Here is a 16,829-nt window from a genome sequence, read left to right on the forward strand (position 1 = left end):
CCGCGCGGGTCACTGCCGCGAGGGTCACGACCGCGCGGGTCGCCGCCGTACGCACCGGTGCGGGGCCTGTCGGCACCCCGCCGGCCGGTGTCCTGCCCGTCCGGGTCACTGCCCGTCCGCCTGCAGCGCCAGCTGGATGAGGTCGTCGACCAGCATGCTGTCGATGTCCTGGTCCGAGGGGGCGTCCTCGGCCTCCGCCGCCGCCCCGCCGTCGGCGAGCCGCAGCAGGCCCTCCAGCAGGCCGGAGTCGCGGAGTTCCTGGACGGGGATGGCGGCCAGCATCCGGCGCACGTCCTCGTCGGTCTGCTCGGGCTCCGCCGCCTCCTCGTCCTCGGGGAGGAGCAGGTTCCGCACGTGGCCGGAGAGCGCGCCGGGCGTCGGGTAGTCGAACACCACGGTGGTCGGGACCTGCACGCCGACGGCCTTGTTGAGCTGGTTGCGGAACTCCACGCCGCTCAGCGAGTCGAAGCCGAGCTCCTTGAAGGTGTAGTCGGTGTCGACGTCGTCGGCGGACGGGTAGTCGAGCACCACCGCGATGGTGTCGCGGATGATCTCCAGCAGCCGGCTCTCCTGCTCCTCGACCGGGAGCACGCTGAGCTTCACCGCGAAGGAGGACAGCGCGGGCTGCGCGGGGGCCGCGCTCTGCGCCACCTGCCGCGGGCGGGTCCGCACCATGCGGCGGAACAGCGCGGGAACCTCGTCCTGCCGCTGCAGTGCGGTCAGGTCGAGCCGGGCGGGCACCACCACGGCCCGGTCGAGACCGAGCGCCAGGTCGAACAGCGGCATCCCCTCGGCCTCGGTCAGCGGGGCGATGCCGATCCGGCGGAACCGGGCCAGGTCGGCCTGGCCGAGCGTGCCGCCCATGCCGTGGTCCAGCTCCCACAGGCCCCAGGCCAGTGAGACGGCCGGCCGGCCCTCGGCCCGGCGGTGCTCCGCCAGCGCGTCCAGGAAGACGTTGGCCGCCGCGTAGTTGGCCTGGCCCGCGGTGCCCATGGTGCCGGCGATCGACGAGTAGGTGACGAACGCGGTGAGCGGCAGCTCGCGGGTGAGCTCGTGCAGGTGCCAGGCGGCGTCCGCCTTCGGCCGGAAGACCCGGTCGAGCTGGGCGGTGGTCATCGCGGTGACCGGCCCGTCCTCCAGGACGCCGGCCAGGTGGACGACGGCGGTGAGCGGGTGCTCGGCGGGGACGGTGGCCAGCAGTGCGGCCAGCGCCCCGCGGTCGGCGACGTCGCAGGCGGCGAGGGTGGCGTCGGCGCCGAGCTCGGCCAGCTCGGCGGCCAGCTTCTCGGCCCCCTGCGCCTCGGCGCCCCGGCGGCTGACCAGCAGCAGGTGCCGGACGCCGTGCAGGGTCACCAGCCGGCGGGCGACGAGTGCGCCGAGCCCGCCGGTGCCGCCGGTGACCAGGACCGTGCCCGCCGGGTCCCAGACCGGTGCCGGGCCGCCGGTGGCGGTCGCCGGGGCGAGCCGCGGTGCGAGCAGCCGGCCCGCGCGGACGGCGAGTTCCGGCTCGTCGGCGGCGACGGCCGCGGTCAGGGCCCGCAGGCTCTCGGGGGTGTCGTCCAGGTCGGCCAGGACGAACCGGCCCGGGTGCTCGGCCTGGGCGGCGCGGACCAGGCCCCGGGCCGGCGCGAGCGCCAGGTCCGGGGTGTCGGTGGCCGCGGCGCCCCGGGTGACGAGCACCAGGCGGCCGTTCGCCCACTTCTCCTCGGCCAGCCACTGCTGGACCAGCTCCAGGGTGCGGTGCGCGGTCAGCCGGGCGCTCTCGGCGGTGTCGGTGCCGGGAGCGGCCTGGAGCCGGGTGAACACGACGTCCGGGACGGCGGCGGCCGACCGCAGCGCGGCGAGGTCGGCGTGGGTGTCGAGCCCGGACGGCAGACCGTCCGAGCCCAGCGCGGCGAGCCGCAGCCGGTCGTCGGCGGCCGGGACGGGCACCTCGGTCCAGTCCAGGGCGAGCAGCGAGCCCGCCGAGGCGCCGGTCACGGCGGCGGTCAGCTGCTCCACCGAGACGGGCCGCAGGTCGAGGGCGTCCACCGAGAGCACCGGGGCGCCCGAGGCGTCCGTGAGGTGCAGGGAGACGTCCTGGGCGCTCCTGGCGGTGATCCGCACCCGTACCGCGGTGGCGGCCGCGGCGTGCAGCTCGACCCCCGACCAGGAGAACGGCAGCAGGGCCGGCTGGTCCGCGCTGTCGGCCTCGTCCGGCCGGAGGACCATGTGCAGCGCGGCGTCGAACAGCGCCGGGTGCAGGCCGAAGCGCGCGGCCTCGGAGTGCGCCTGCTCGGGCAGCTCGACCTCGGCGTACACGGTGTCGCCCGCGCGCCAGGCGGCCCGCAGGCCCTGGAACACCGGGCCGTAGCCGTAGCCCCGGTCGGCGAGCAGCGGGTAGGCCTCGTCCAGCGCGGCCGGCCGGGCGCCCTGCGGCGGCCAGGCCCGGTCGTCCGGTGCGGGGGTGGCGCCGGTGTCGGACAGCCGGCCCGCGGCGTGCAGGGTCCAGGCGCCGAGCGCGGCGTCCTCGGGCCGCGAGTACACCTTGACGTCCCGCAGGCCGTCCTCACCCGGCTCGGCGACGACCAGCTGGATTTGCCGGGCGCCCTGCTCGGTGAGCACCAGCGGCGCCTGCAGGGTGAGCTCCTCGACCCGGCTGCAGCCGGCCCGGTGGGCGGCCTGCAGCGCCATCTCGACGAAGGCGGTGCCGGGCACGATGACGTTGCCGTGCACCTGGTGGTCGGCCAGCCAGGCGTGGGTGGCGAGCGAGAGCCGCCCGGAGAGGACGAACTGCTCGGTGCCGGCGAGCTCGGTGACGGCGCCGAGCAGCGGGTGCTCGACGGCGGCCAGTCCGGCCGTGCCGACGTCGGCCGTGGTGGCCGCGGGGGCGGTCAGCCAGTACTGCTGGCGGTCGAAGGCGTAGGTCGGCAGCTCCACCGGACCGCTCCCGGCGGGGAGGAGCGGCGCCCAGTCGACCCGGACGCCGTGCGTCCACAGGCCGGCCAGGGCCTCGGTGGCGGTCCGGGTCTCGGCACGGCCCTTGCGGGCCAGCGGGACGGCGGTGACCTCGGGCTGCTCGTCGGCCAGGATCTGCCGGGACATCGCGGCGAGCACGCCGTCCGGGCCGGTCTCGACCAGCAGACGGGCACCGGCCCCGACGGCGGCGGTGATGCCGTCGGTGAAGCGGACGGCCTCGCGGACGTGCTGGACCCAGTACTCGGGGTCGGTCAGCTGCCCGGCCTCGGCCAGGGTGCCGGTGACGTTGGAGACGACGGTGACGGTCGGCTCGTTGTAGGTGATCTGCTCGGCGACCTTGCGGAAGTCGGCGAGCATCGGGTCCATCAGCGGGGAGTGGAAGGCGTGGCTGACCCGCAGGCGCTGGGTCTTGCGGCCGTCGGCGGCGAGCTGTTCGGCGATCGCCGTCACGGCCTCGTCGTCACCCGAGACCACGGTGGCGGTCGGGCCGTTGAGGGCGGCGATCGACGCCGTGTCCTCGTAGCCGATCAGCAGCGGCAGGACGTCGGCCTCGGCGGCCTGGACGGCGATCATGGCGCCGCCGGTCGGCAGCGCCTGCATCAGCCGGCCGCGGGCGGCGACCAGCTTCGCCGCGTCGGCGAGGTCGAACACCCCGGCGACGTGGGCGGCGGCGATCTCGCCGATCGAGTGGCCGACCAGGATCTCCGGGCGGACGCCGAAGGACTCCAGCAGGCGGTAGGCGGCGACCTCGAAGGCGAACAGGGCGGGCTGGGTGTAGCCCGTCTGGTCCAACTCCTCCGACTCGAAGCACAGTTCGCGCAGCGAGCGGCCGAGGTGCCGGTCCAGCTCCGCGCAGGCCGCGTCGAAGGCCTCGGCGAAGACCGGGAAGCGCTCGTACAACTCCCGGCCCATACCGGTGCGCTGGGCACCCTGGCCGGTGAACAGCGCACCCACCTTCGGGGCGTTCGCCGCGGTGCCCTGGACCAGCCCCGACGCCGCGCCGTCCTCGGCCAACGCGGCCAGTCCGGCGAGGAGTTCGTCACGGTCGGAGCCGACCACCACCGCGCGCTGGTCGAACCGCGCCCGCGAGTCCACCAGGGCCGAGGCGATCGCGGCGGGCGAGGCCTCGGGGTGCTCGGCCGCGAACCCGGCGAGCCGGGCGGCCTGGGCGCGCAGCCCGTCCGCGGTACGGGCGGACACCACCCACGGCAGCGGACCGGCCGCCTCGGCGGGTGCCGCCTCCTCGGCCGCCGGTTCGGCCTGCTCGATGATGACGTGCGCGTTGGTGCCGCTGATCCCGAAGGAGGAGATGCCGGCCCGGCGCGGACGGCCGTCCTGCGGCCACGCGCGCTCCTCGGTGAGCAGCTCGACGGCGCCCGCCGTCCAGTCCACGTGCGGGGTCGGGTCGGTCACGTTCAGGGTCTTCGGCAGCACGCCGTGGCGCATCGCCATGACCATCTTGATCACGCCGCCGACACCCGCCGCCGCCTGGGCGTGGCCGATGTTGGACTTCAGCGAACCCAGCCAGAGCGGCTCCTCGCGGTCCTGGCCGTAGGTCGCCAGGATCGCGCGGGCCTCGATCGGGTCGCCGAGCGAGGTGCCGGTGCCGTGCGCCTCGACGGCGTCCACCTCGGCGGCGGCCAGTCCGGCCTGGGCGAGCGCCTGGCGGATCACCCGCTCCTGGGAGAGGCCGTTGGGGGCGGTGAGCCCGTTGCTGGCGCCGTCCTGGTTGACGGCCGAGCCGCGCAGTACGGCCAGCACGCGGTGCCCGTTGGCCTTGGCCTTGGACAGCCGCTCCAGGACCAGCACGCCGACGCCCTCGCCCCAGGAGGTGCCGTCCGCCGAGGAGGAGAAGGACTTGCAGAGCCCGTCGGCGGCCAGGCCGCGCTGGCGGCTGAACTCCAGGAACATGCCCGGGGTGGCCATCACGGTCACACCGCCGGCCAGTGCGAGGTCGCACTCGCCGAGCCGCAGGGCCTGTCCGGCCAGGTGCATCGCGACCAGCGAGGAGGAGCAGGCGGTGTCGATGGTGACCGCCGGGCCCTCGAAGCCGAAGGAGTAGGCGATCCGGCCCGAGACCACGCTGCCGGCCATCCCGGTCAGCAGGTAGCCCTCGGCGCCCTCGGGCGCCTCGTGCAGGCGCGGGCCGTAGTCCGGCGCCATCACACCGGCGAAGACACCGGTCCGCGAGCCGCGCAGCGCCGCCGGGTCGATCCCGGCCTGCTCGAAGGCCTCCCAGGAGGTCTCCAGGAGCAGGCGCTGCTGCGGGTCGGTCGCGGTGGCCTCGCGCGGCGAGATGCCGAAGAAGCCCGCGTCGAACCGGCCGGCGTCGTGCAGGAAGCCGCCCTTGGTGACGTAGCTGGTGCCGGAGTGCTCCGGGTCGGGGTGGTAGAGGCCCTCGAGGTCCCAGCCGCGGTCCTCCGGGAACCCGGAGATCCCGTCCCGGCCCTCGGCGACCAGCCGCCACAGCTCGGCGGGGGAGGAGACCCCGCCGGGGAAGCGGCAGGCCATGCCGACGATCGCGATCGGGTCGTCGTCCGGGGCGGCCAGCGGGCCGTCGACGCGGGCGGCGCCGTCCTGCGCGCCGAACACGGCCGCGTGCAGGTGGTGCGCCAGGGCCGTCGGCGTCGGGTGCTCGAACAGGACGGTGGTGGGCAGCGGGAGTTCGCACTCGGCGCCGAGCGCGTTGCGGATCTGCACCGACAGGTGCGAGTCGACGCCCAGGTCCTTGAAGGTCCGGTCGGCCTCGACGGCGTCCGGCGACGGGTGGCCGAGCGCGGCGGCGGTGTGCGCGAGCACCAGGCGCAGGCAGGCCGCCTCGCGCTCGGCGGCGCCCAGCGGCTCCAGCTCCTGGCGCAGCGCCGAGGCGGCGGCCGGCTCCTCGCCGGTGTCCGCGGCGGCGGCCGTGCGGAGCGCGGCCGGGCGGGTGGCCAGGCCGGTGGTGTCCAGCCAGTACCGCTGGCGCTGGAAGGCGTACCCGGGCAGCGCGACGCGCGCTCCGCCGAGCGGGGCGAACACCGCCTCCCAGTCCACCGGCAGGCCGCGTACGAAGCCCTCGGCCAGCGAGGCGAGGAAGCGGTCCGGCCCGCCCTCGCCGCGGCGCAGCGTGCCCAGCGCGACGGCGGTGGCCCCGGAGGCCTCCAGGCTCTCCTGCACGGCGACGGTCAGCACCGGGTGGGCGCTGGACTCGATGAAGAAGCCGAAGCCGTCGGCGAGCAGGGCCCGGACGGTGTCGGCGAAGCGGACGGTCTGGCGCAGGTTGGTGTACCAGTACTCGGCGTCCAGGCCGGCGGTGTCGATCAGTTCGCCGGTGACGGAGGAGTAGAACGGGATCTCGGCGCTGCGCGGCTCGATGCCGGTCAGCGCCTCGACGACCTGCTCGCGGATGATCTCGACCTGGGCGCCGTGCGAGGCGTAGTCGACGGCGACCTTGCGGGCCCGGACGCCGTCGGCCTCGCAGGAGGCGATCAGCTCGTCCAGGGCCTCGGGCTCGCCGGAGACGACACTGGAGGAGGTGCCGTTGACGGAGGCGAGCGAGATCCGCTCGCCCCAGCGGGCGAGCCGCTCGACGGCCTGCTCGGCGGGCAGCGCCAGCGAGACCATGCCGCCGAGGCCGGAGAGCCGCTCCTTGATGGCGCGGGCGCGCAGCGCGACGACCCGGGCGCCGTCCTGGACGGTGAGCGCGCCGGCCACGGTCGCGGCGGCGATCTCGCCCTGGCTGTGGCCGACCACGGCGGCCGGCTCCACGCCGGCCGCCCGCCACATCGCGGCGAGCGAGACCATCACGGCCCACAGCGCGCACTGGACGACGACCACGTCCTCCAGCGACTCGGCGTCCTCGCCGCCGCGGACCACGTCGAGCACGGACCACTCGACGTGCGCGCGCAGCGCGGCGTCGCACTCGGCGAGCCGCTCGGCGAAGGCGGGGGAGGTCTCCAGCAGCGCGGCGGCCATGCCCTGCCACTGCGCGCCCTGGCCGGGGAAGACGAAGGCGACCTTGCCGGGGATGTCGGCCTGGCCGGTGACGACGTTGGCGCCCGGCAGCCGCTCGGCCAGGGCGGTCAGCCCGGCGAGGCCGTCGGCGCGGTCGGCGGCGAGGACGACGGCCCGCTGGTCGAGGGCGGTGCGGGTGAGCGCCAGCGAGCGGCCGAGGTCGGCCCGGTCGGCCGCGGGGTGCTCGGCGGCGAAGGCCGCCAGCTGCTCCGCCTGGGCGCGCAGCCCGGCGCGGCCGCTGCCGGACAGCACCCACGGCACGGGGGCGCCGGAGGCCTCGGTGAGCAGCGCCGGACCGGTCGGCCCGGCGGCTTCGGCGGTCTCGACGGGAGCCTCGGCGCCCGCCCACTCGCCCACCACCACGTGGCAGTTGGTGCCGCCCATGCCGAACGCGGAGACGCCGGCCAGCAGCGGGCGGTCGGCCTGCGGCCACGGGCCGAGGGCGGTGCGGACCTCCAGGTTGAGCTCGTCGAGCGGGATGTCCGGGTTGGGCGTCTCGTGGTTGAGGGTGCCCGGCAGCTCCCGGTGCTGGACGCTCAGCAGCACCTTGAGCAGCCCGGTGATGCCCGCCGCGCCCTCCAGGTGGCCGACGTTGGTCTTCACCGAACCGACCACGAGCGGCAGTTCGCGGCCCTCGGCGGCGCCGACGGTGCGGCCGAGGGCGGCCGCCTCGATCGGGTCGCCGACCGGGGTGCCGGTGCCGTGCAGCTCCACGTACTGGACGTCGCCGGCCGCGATCCCGGCGTGCTCGTGGGCGAGCCGGACGACCTGCTCCTGGGCCTGCTGGTGGGGCGCGGTGAGGGTGGCGCCGCCGCCGTCGTTGTTGACCGCGCTGCCGAGCAGCACGCAGCGGATCGGGTCGCCGTCCGCGATCGCCTGCGAGAGCAGCTTGAGGACGACGACCGCGCCGCCCTCGCCGCGGACGTAGCCGTTGGCCCGGGCGTCGAAGGTGTAGCAGCGGCCGTCCGGGGACAGGGCGCCGAAGGTGCCGATCCGCTCGGTGGTCTCCGGGATCAGGTTGAGGTTGACGCCGCCGGCCAGGGCCACGGTGGACTCACCGGAGCGCAGGCTCTCGCAGGCCAGGTGGACGGAGACCAGCGAGGAGGACTGGCCGGTGTCCACGGTCAGGCTGGGGCCGCGCAGGCCGAGCACGTAGGAGAGCCGGTTGGCGATGATGCTGCGGTGCAGGCCGGTCATGGTGTGCGGGGTGACGGCGGCCGCCCCGAGCTGCCCGGTCAGGCTCGCGTAGTCGTCGGTGATGACGCCGACGAAGACGCCGGAGCGGCTGCCGGCCAGGCGGTCCGGGGCGATGCCCGCGTCCTCCAGGGCCTGCCAGCCGAGCTCCAGGACGAGCCGCTGGTGCGGGTCCATCGCCGTCGCCTCGCGCGGCGAGATGCCGAAGAACCCGGCGTCGAACCCGTCGACCGAGTCCAGGAAGCCGCCGCGTCCGTAGGAGGTCCGCAGGCCCTCGTCATCCGACCAGCGGCCGGCCGGGGCGTCGGTGACGGCGTCCCGGCCCGCGCGCAGCAGCTGCCAGAAGGAGGCGGGATCCGGTGCCTGCGGCAGCCGGCAGGAGAGGCCGATGACCGCCACCGGCTCGTTCACAGTGTGTGCGAGTTGCTTGGACATACACCCAATCCAGCTTCAGGAGAGCAGTTCAGGGAAGGTGGCGATCAGCTCGGCGGAGAGGAACTCGGCCAGAGCCAGTGGCGTCGGGTACTCGTAGACGGCGCTGAGCGACAGCTCCAGACCGGTCTCCTCGCGCAGCCGGTTGCCGAAGTCGACGGCGGAGAGCGAGGTGAACCCGAGGTCGAGGAAGTCGCCGTCGGGGTCGATCGCCTCGCCGGAGGCGTGGCCGAGGGCGATCGCGCACTCGTGCCGCACGAACAGGCAGAGCTCGTCGAACCGCGCAGGCTCGTCCAGGGCGCGCAGCCGGTCGAGCAGGGTGAGCGCCTCGGGCTCGGCCTCGGCCTCGCCCGCGGGCACCTGCGGCTGCCGGCGCTGCCACCAGCCGGTGAGCAGCGGGAGCAGCCGGTCCAGGGCCTCCTGGTGCTCCTCGGCGCCGTCCAGCAGCCCGAGCAGCGCGGTGGAGTCGCCCTCGCCGACGGCCTGCCAGAAGCGGCCCTCGGCGGAGCCGGGGGCGGCCGCGCCGGGCAGCCCCGGCTCCTCGTCCAGCCAGTAGCGCTCGCGCTGGAAGGCGTAGGTCGGCAGCTCGGCGGGCCGGCCGGTGCGGGCCGGCACGGCGGGGGAGAGGTCCACCGGGTGGCCGGCGGTGTGCAGCCCGGCGAGCGCGGTGAGCAGCGCGGTGACCTCGGGGCGGTCGCGGCGCAGGGCCGGCAGGACGGTGGCGTCGGTGCCGGTCAGGGTCTCGCGGGCCATCGCCGCGAGCACGGCGTCCGGTCCGGCCTCCAGGTAGCCGGTGACGCCGGCGTCGCGCAGGGCGGCGACGCCGTCGGCGAAGCGGACCGCCTCGCGGATGTGCCGCACCCAGTACTTGGGGTCGGTGAGGGTGCCCGGCCCGGCGATGGCGCCGAGCAGGTTGGAGATGACCGGGATCTGCGGCTCGCGGTAGGTCAACTCCTGGGCGACGGCGGCGAACTCGTCGAGGATCGGGTCCATGTGGGCGGAGTGGAAGGCGTGGCTGACGCGCAGCCGCTTGGTCTTGCGGCCGCCCGCGGCGAGCGCGTCGGCGACCGCGGTGACGGCGTCCTCGTCGCCCGAGACCACGGTGGCCGCGGGGCCGTTGACGGCGGCGACGCAGACCCGGTCGCCGTACCCGTCCAGGGCGGCCAGCACCTCGGCCTCGGTGGCCTGGACGGCGGCCATGGCGCCGCCGGCCGGGAGGCTCTGCATCAGCCGGCCGCGGGCGGCGACCAGCTTGGCCGCGTCGGCGAGGTCGAACACCCCGGCGACGTGGGCGGCGGCCAGCTCGCCGACGGAGTGGCCGATCAGGTGGTCGGGGCGGACGCCGAAGGACTCCAGCAGCCGGTACAGCGCCACCTCGTGGGCGAACAGCGCGGGCTGGGTGAACCCGGTCCGGTCCAGCTCCTCGGCGTGCTCCGGGTCGAACACCAGCTCCTTGAGGGAGCGTCCGAGGTGCGGGTCCAGGGCGGCGCAGGCGGCGTCGAAGGCCTCGGCGAAGGCGGGGAAGCGCTCGTACAGCTCGCGGCCCATGCCGGTGCGCTGGGCGCCCTGGCCGGTGAACAGCACGGCGAGCGGCCCGGCGTGCGAACGGCCCTGGACCACCGAGGGGTTGGCGGTGCCGGCGGCCAGCGCCGCCAGCCCGGCGAGCAGTTCGTCCCGTCCGGCGGCGAGGACGACGGCCCGGTGGTCGAAGCCGGTGCGGGTGGAGAGCAGTGCGGCGGCGACGGCGCCGGGGTCGGCGGCGGGCCGCTCGGTGAGCAGGGCGTGCAGCCGCTCGGCCTGCCCGCGCAGCGCCTTCGGGCTGCGCGCGGACAGCGCCCACGGGGTCAACAGGCCCTCGCTGGAGGCGGATTCGCCCGCATCCACGGCCTCGGCCTGCTCCAGGATCAGGTGCGCGTTGGTCCCGCTGATGCCGAAGGAGGACACCCCGGCCCGGCGCGGACGGCCGGTCTCGGGCCAGGCGCGCTGCTCGGTGAGCAGTTCGACGGCGCCGGAGGACCAGTCCACGTGCCGGGTCGGCTCGTCGACGTGCAGGGTCTGCGGCAGCAGGCCGTGGCGCATCGCCAGCACCGTCTTGATGACGCCGCCGACCCCGGCCGCCGCCTGGGTGTGGCCCAGGTTGGACTTCAGCGAGCCGAGCCAGAGCGGCTCCTCGCGGTTCTGGCCGTAGACGGCGAGCAGCGCCTGGGCCTCGATCGGGTCGCCGAGGGCGGTGCCGGTGCCGTGCGCCTCGACCGCGTCCACGTCCGAGGGGGCCAGTCCGGCCTGGGCGAGCGCCTGGCGGATGACCCGCTCCTGGGCGGGGCCGTTGGGGGCGGTGAGCCCGTTGCTGGCGCCGTCCTGGTTGACGGCCGAGCCGCGGATCAGGGCCAGGACCGGGTGGCCGTTGGCGCGGGCGTCGGAGAGCCGCTCCAGCACCAGCAGGCCGACGCCCTCGGACCAGCCCGTACCGTCGGCGGCCTGCGCGAAGGCCTTGGAGCGGCCGTCCGGGGCCAGTCCGCGCTGGCGGCTGAACTCGACGAAGACGCCCGGGGTGGCCATCACGGTCGCCCCGCCGGCCAGGGCCAGCGTGCACTCGCCGCGGCGCAGCGACTGCACGGCCAGGTGGAGGGTGACCAGCGAGGAGGAGCAGGCGGTGTCGACGGTGATCGCCGGGCCCTCGAAGCCGTAGGTGTAGGCGATCCGGCCGGAGGCCACGCTGGCCGCGCTGCCGATGCCGACCAGGCCCTCGACCTCCTTCGGCGTGGGCCGGCAGCGCCAGGCGTAGTCCTGGTACATCACCCCGGTGAAGACGCCGACCTGCTCGCCGCGCAGCGAGTCCGGCACGATCCCGGCCTGCTCCAGGGCCTCCCAGGAGGTCTCCAGCAGCAGCCGCTGCTGCGGGTCGATCGCGACCGCCTCGCGCGGCGGCAGACCGAAGAAGCCGGCGTCGAACTCCGCCGCGTCGTACAGGAATCCACCGCGCGTCGAGTAGGTCTTTCCGGCGGTCCGCGGGTCCGGGTCGAAGAGGTCCTCGGCCCAGCCGCGGTCCTCGGGGAACTCACCGATGGCGTCCACTCCTTCGGACACCATCCGCCACAGGTCCTCGGGCGAGCGCACCCCGCCGGGGTAGCGGCAGCCCATCGCGACGATGGCGATCGGCTCCTGCTCGCGGTCGGCGATGTCGTTCAGCCGCTGCTGCGCCTGATGCAGGGCCGTGGTGGTCCGCCTGAGGTATTCCCGGAGTTTTTCCTCGTTCGTTGTCATGCGAACGTCTATCTCCTCGACTGAAGAACGGACCGCGCGGCAGAATGCGACGAATCACGGGTTATATGGCGCCGACCATATCCACCCGCTCATTCCGGGCTCAACCCCTGGTGTCCCCCTACCCGCCCGGGGCCGACCACCGGGCGGCATACCCGCAGTTCCGGGCAGGGGGAACCCCCTATTGCCCGATAGGGGTGCCCGGGGGCGCTTGAGGGGGGTTGACGTCTGGCCCCGCGAGTATCGCCCCGGCTTGAATGTTATGCAGACCGGCGGCCCGTCGCACAAGGCGGAACTGAGCGGCGGACCGCTTCTCGGGAAGCGCGACGGGATGGGGAATCCGAATGTACAAGTCAGCAGCGCCGGAACGGAGCAGTCTCTGGATACGGCGTTTCCAGCCGTCCCCGGCCGCGCCCGCGCAGCTGGTCTGCCTCCCGCACGCGGGCGGCTCGGCCGGGTACTTCCTGCCGGTCGCCCGGGCGATGAACACCTCGGTGGACGTGCTCGCCGTCCAGTACCCCGGGCGCCAGGACCGCGCCGCCGAACCCTGCGTCGAGGATCTGCACGAACTCGCCGACCTGGTGGTGCGGGAGCTGCGCCCCTGGTCGGACCGGCCGCTCACGCTGTTCGGCCACAGCCTCGGCGCCTCACTGGCCTTCGAGGTGGCCGTCCGGCTGGAGCGCGAGGGGATCGAGCTGCAGGGCGTGATCGCCTCCGGGCGGCGCGCGCCGTCCCGCCCCCGCGACGAGTACGTCCACCTGCTGGACGACCGCGCGCTGATCCGGGACATGGAGCGGCTGAGCGGCACCGACCCCCGGATGCTGCGCGACCCGGAAATTCTGGAAATGATTCTCCCGTACGTCCGCAGCGACTACAAGGCAGCCGAGACGTACCGCTGCCGGCCCGGTGCGGATTCCATTGACCGGCCCATTCTGCTGCTGACCGGCGATGCCGATCCGCATGTCACCACCGCGGAGGCGGAGGCCTGGGCCGACCACACCACCGGTGATTTCTCGCTGCGCACCTTCGCCGGTGGCCATTTCTTCCTCAACGACCACGCGCTGTCGGTCATCCCGGCGATCAACGCATTCATCTCCGGCCACCGCTCCATGGCGAACATCGCGTGAATTCAAGAGCAGTCGGCCGTGGATTCCCCGCGGCCGCGAGACCGCGGCCGGGGGCTCCCCGACGACCGCTTCCGCACCGCCCGTCTGCCGGTCCTCGGACCGGTGGCGGGCGGTGTCCGGCTGCCTGGACCCGGACGGTCGCACCGCGCCGCGGTCAGTACCGAACGGTGTGACGAGAGTCACATTCCCTGACCATAGCGATACGCTCCCGTTGCGTATCGAAATCCCCTAGAGTTCTGGGCCATGACACAGACCACGATTCCCCAAGTCCAGCCCCAGGCAGGACATCCGCGCCGTTGGCTGATCCTCGGCGTGCTCGTCAGCAGCCTGCTGGTGATCCTGATCGACAACACGATCCTCAACGTCGGCCTCCGCACGATCCAGCACGACCTGAACGCCACGCAGAGCGAGATGGAGTGGGTGCTCGACTCCTACATCCTGATCTTCGCCGGCCTGATGTTCACCTTCGGCGTCCTGGGCGACCGGGTCGGCCGCAAGCTCCTCCTGGTGATCGGCCTCGTGCTGTTCGGCATCACCTCGGTGGTCGCGGCGCTGGTGACCGAGCCGGTCCCGCTGATCCTGGCCCGTGCCGGGATGGGCCTCGGTGCCGCGATGGTCCAGCCGCAGACCCTCTCGATCATCCAGAACGTCTTCCCGCCGAACGAGCGCGGGAAGGCCATCGGCCTCTGGTCCTCCTTCTCCGGCATCGCCATCGCGGTCGGTCCGATCACCGGTGGTCTGCTGCTCAAGTACTTCTGGTGGGGCTCGCTCTTCCTGGTCAACATCCCGGTCGTGATCGTCGGCTCCATCGCGGTGATGATGGTCGTGCCCGAGTCCCGTGACCCCAAGCCCAGCCGGCTCGACCCGCTCGGCGTGGTGCTCAGCACCGTCGGTGTCATCGGCCTGGTCTACGGGATCATCAAGGGCGGCGAGACCAACGACTGGATCTCCGCGGCCGTCCTGCTCCCCTCCCTCGGCGGCGTGGCCGTCCTGGCGCTCTTCGTCTGGCTGCAGAAGCGCAGTGCCTCGCCCACGCTGGACGTCAACCTGTTCCGCAACCGGCTCTTCTCCAGCGGTACCTTCGCCCTCTCGGTGACCTCGTTCGCGCTGATGGGCGGCCTGGTCTTCATGGCCTACTACTGGCAGGCGGCGCGCGGCTACGACGCGCTGAAGGCCGGCCTGTTCGCCCTGCCCGTCGCGGTCGGCATGATGATCAGCGCCGCCAAGAGCTCCGGCCTGACCGCCAAGTTCGGCCACCGCGGCCCGGTCGCCGGCGGCCTCGCCATCATGGGCCTGTCCCTGCTGGGCTGGGCGATCGTCGACAAGGACACCGCGGTCTGGTACCTGCTGGTGATCAGCCTCCTGTTCGGCTTCGGCATGGGTGGCGTCTTCGCCCCGGCCACCGCGCTCGCCATGTCGGCGGTGCCGGTGACCAAGGCGGGTGCCGGCTCGGCGGTCACCAACACCGTCCGCCAGATGGCCGGTGCGCTCGGTATCGCGGTGCTCGGATCGGTGCTCGCCGCGGCCTACCGTGGCAAGATCTCCGACACGGTGGACACGGTCTTCCCGGAGGCCGCCCGGCACAACGCCGCCGAGTCGATCGTTGGTACGGGTACCGAGGCCGAGAAGCTGGTGGCCCAGGTACAGTCGGGTACCGTTCCACGGTCCGCGCTCGCCGACCTGCAGATGCTGTTCGAGAAGGCACAGGACGCCTTCGTCTCGGCGATGCACGTGACATCGATCGCTGCTGGAGGGTTCGCGCTCCTCGGCGCCGCGGCGGTGGTCCTGGCGATGCCCAGCCGTAACCCCCGCACCGAGTAGGAGGCCCCACCATCCAAAAGACAAGTGCGCCGGCCAAAAGAACGCCGGTCCGGTCCGGACGGCCTCGGAGTGAGGAGGCGGAGCGGGCGATCCTCGACGCCTCGCTCGCCCTCCTCGCCGAGGTCGGCCCGGACGGGCTCTCCGTGGAGACCGTCGCGGCCCGGGCCTCCGTCGCCAAGACCACCATCTACCGGCGGTGGAAGACCAAGGACGAGCTCCTGGTGGCCGCGATCTGCTCCCTGCGGGGCGAGATGCCGGAGGCCCCGGCCGCGAAGGACCTGCGGCAGGCGCTGATCGAATGCGTCCGGGGCATGCAGCGGATGCACGACGACCCGCGGTACATCCAGCTGGTGCCCAGGCTGTTCGGTGTGGCCGACACCCACCCGGAGCTCTACCGGGAGTACGTCGACCAGGCGATCCGCCCGCGTCGGGACATCGTCATGCGAATCCTCCAGAAGGGGGTCGCGGAGGGGGTGATCCGCCCGGGGGCGAACCTGAACCTCGCGATGGACCTGCTGCTCGGCCCGGTCCTGATCCGCTCGTTCCGGTCCTCGGGAGCGGATCCGACCGACACCAGCTTCAGCGATCTGGACCCCGAGGAACTGGTGAACGCGGTTCTGGACGGGCTGGCGCCCCGGTGATCCTCCGGGAACGGGGGATCCACGACTCAGGCCCGATGGGAGACCATCGGGCCTGAGTCGTTTCCGTCGGTCAACGACCCTGCGGGGCGGCGGTGGTGACGGATCGTCCGGCCCCGGGCGCGGCTGCCGTCGGGCGGGAGGCGGCCCCGGCGGTCCGCCGCGTGAAAAGGGCCGGGCTGATGATGAGATGAAATAGCAGAAGCCATTCATCACCGAGCACATCTGACGCCATGTTTGTCTGCGTATTGTCCGACAAATTTGGCCGCTTGTGATTCTTCTTCGAAATCCCTCGCATCCCCTTCCGGCCACCGTTAGTATCAGAACGAATGCGTTCGGTGATCGCTCGGTGTTGGATCGCGAAGGGGGCCGCCATGGGCGTACAGCCACGAGCTGTGCTCCGTCATGTCGCATACCCGATCCTGCTGCTCACGCTCGTGTCGATATCGGTCGCGGCCCTGCGCTGGCGCTGGGACTTCGGCCGGGTGAGCCTGTTCTTCCTGTTCGGAACGGTCGGCTATCTGACGGCTCTCGAATGGTTGATCCCCTACGAAGTGCAATGGCGTCCGGCCTTCGGTGAGTGGGGCTGGTACGGCGTGTACTTCGTGCTCACCATGATCGGCGGGAGCCTCTCGCAGCTGCCGGTGTCGGTCGCCGTCGGCTGGGCGGCGCCGCCGCGTCCGGCACTGCCGCTCTGGGTCGAGATCCCGGCGGCGCTGCTGCTCGGCTCGCTGGCCAACTACCTGGTGCACCGGTGGAGCCACCACAACCCGTGGCTCTGGCGGCTGCACGGCGTGCACCACGTCCCGCGGAAGGTCAACGTCGCCAACAACGGCGTCAACCACGTCCTCGACGTGCTGGTCACCCAGGGCGCCGTCCAGCTCTCCCTCGCGCTGGCGGGCTTCTCGCAGGAGTCGGTGTTCGTGGTGGGCCTGTTCGTGGTCGCCCAGGGCTACTTCGTGCACGCCAACATCGACGTCCGGATCGGCCCGCTCAACCACGTCCTCGCCGGCCCGGAGCAGCACCGGCTGCACCACAGCGTCGACCTGGCCGAGGCCGGGCACTACGGCTCGGACCTCTCGGTCTGGGACCACCTCTTCGGCAGCTTCACCTGGCAGCCGGGCCGTAGACCGGCCGCGGTGGGGCTGCGGCGCCCGTCCGACTTCCCCGGCACGGGTGAGGTGATCGCCAGTCACCTCCAGGCCCTGCGCCGCCCGGTGCGGGCCGAGGACGCCCCGGCCTGACCGCTCCCGCGCACCCCTCCACCCGCCCGTGCTCCACCCGTCCGCCCCCGGCCAGCCCTTCTTCGGCCCGTTCCCCAGGGCCCGTCCCCCTTCTCCGCCCGCCTCCTCCCCGGCTCGCCCCGGCCGACCCTGCTCCGGTGCGCCCGGAGCGGGGCCGCGGC

The 16,829-nt window shown here is 73.7% G+C and carries 5 protein-coding genes and 1 pseudogene; 4 read left to right on the forward strand and 2 right to left on the reverse strand.

All coding sequences use genetic code 11. The features are described from left to right. Nucleotides 1–105: 105 nt before the first annotated feature. Nucleotides 106–8,580: a type I polyketide synthase gene (locus ACFVVX_RS18180; protein WP_387946595.1), complete on the reverse strand. Its 8,475-nt coding sequence runs from the start codon at nucleotides 8,578–8,580 to the stop codon at nucleotides 106–108. A gap of 15 nt (nucleotides 8,581–8,595) precedes the next feature. Next, nucleotides 8,596–11,820: pseudogene (locus ACFVVX_RS18185) on the reverse strand (type I polyketide synthase); the annotation flags it as partial. A 362-nt stretch (nucleotides 11,821–12,182) separates the two neighbouring features. On the opposite strand from ACFVVX_RS18185, the gene ACFVVX_RS18190 reads away from it, so the two are divergent. From ACFVVX_RS18190 to ACFVVX_RS18205, 4 genes are all read left to right on the forward strand, one after another. Continuing rightward, the gene (locus tag ACFVVX_RS18190) at nucleotides 12,183–12,965 is read left to right on the forward strand and encodes a thioesterase II family protein (RefSeq protein ID WP_387946597.1); all 783 of its coding nucleotides are present in this window, start codon (nucleotides 12,183–12,185) and stop codon (nucleotides 12,963–12,965) included. Between the two features lie 243 nt (nucleotides 12,966–13,208). Further along, nucleotides 13,209–14,786 (forward strand): DHA2 family efflux MFS transporter permease subunit, encoded by a 1,578-nt coding sequence (locus ACFVVX_RS18195; protein ID WP_387946599.1) that lies wholly within the window; start codon nucleotides 13,209–13,211, stop codon nucleotides 14,784–14,786. 89 nt (nucleotides 14,787–14,875) lie between these two features. After that, the gene (locus ACFVVX_RS18200; protein WP_387946884.1) at nucleotides 14,876–15,427 is read left to right on the forward strand and encodes a TetR/AcrR family transcriptional regulator; all 552 of its coding nucleotides are present in this window, start codon (nucleotides 14,876–14,878) and stop codon (nucleotides 15,425–15,427) included. Nucleotides 15,428–15,798: 371 nt separating this feature from the next. Beyond that, complete coding sequence (locus ACFVVX_RS18205; RefSeq protein WP_387946601.1) at nucleotides 15,799–16,668, forward strand: sterol desaturase family protein; 870 nt, start codon at nucleotides 15,799–15,801, stop codon at nucleotides 16,666–16,668. Nucleotides 16,669–16,829 lie beyond the last annotated feature (161 nt).

Source organism: Kitasatospora sp. NPDC058170 (assembly GCF_042883905.1).
In the GTDB taxonomy this organism is placed as follows: Bacteria; Actinomycetota; Actinomycetes; order Streptomycetales; family Streptomycetaceae; genus Kitasatospora.

Excerpts from the sequence above, each read along its gene's own strand:
- ACFVVX_RS18180 (WP_387946595.1), bottom strand. The coding sequence starts at position 8,580 with ATGTCCAAGCAACTCGCACACACTGTGAACGAGCCGGTGGCGGTCATC.
- ACFVVX_RS18205 (WP_387946601.1), top strand. The coding sequence starts at position 15,799 with ATGGGCGTACAGCCACGAGCTGTGCTCCGTCATGTCGCATACCCGATC.
- ACFVVX_RS18195 (WP_387946599.1), top strand. The coding sequence starts at position 13,209 with ATGACACAGACCACGATTCCCCAAGTCCAGCCCCAGGCAGGACATCCG.
- ACFVVX_RS18190 (WP_387946597.1), top strand. The coding sequence starts at position 12,183 with ATGTACAAGTCAGCAGCGCCGGAACGGAGCAGTCTCTGGATACGGCGT.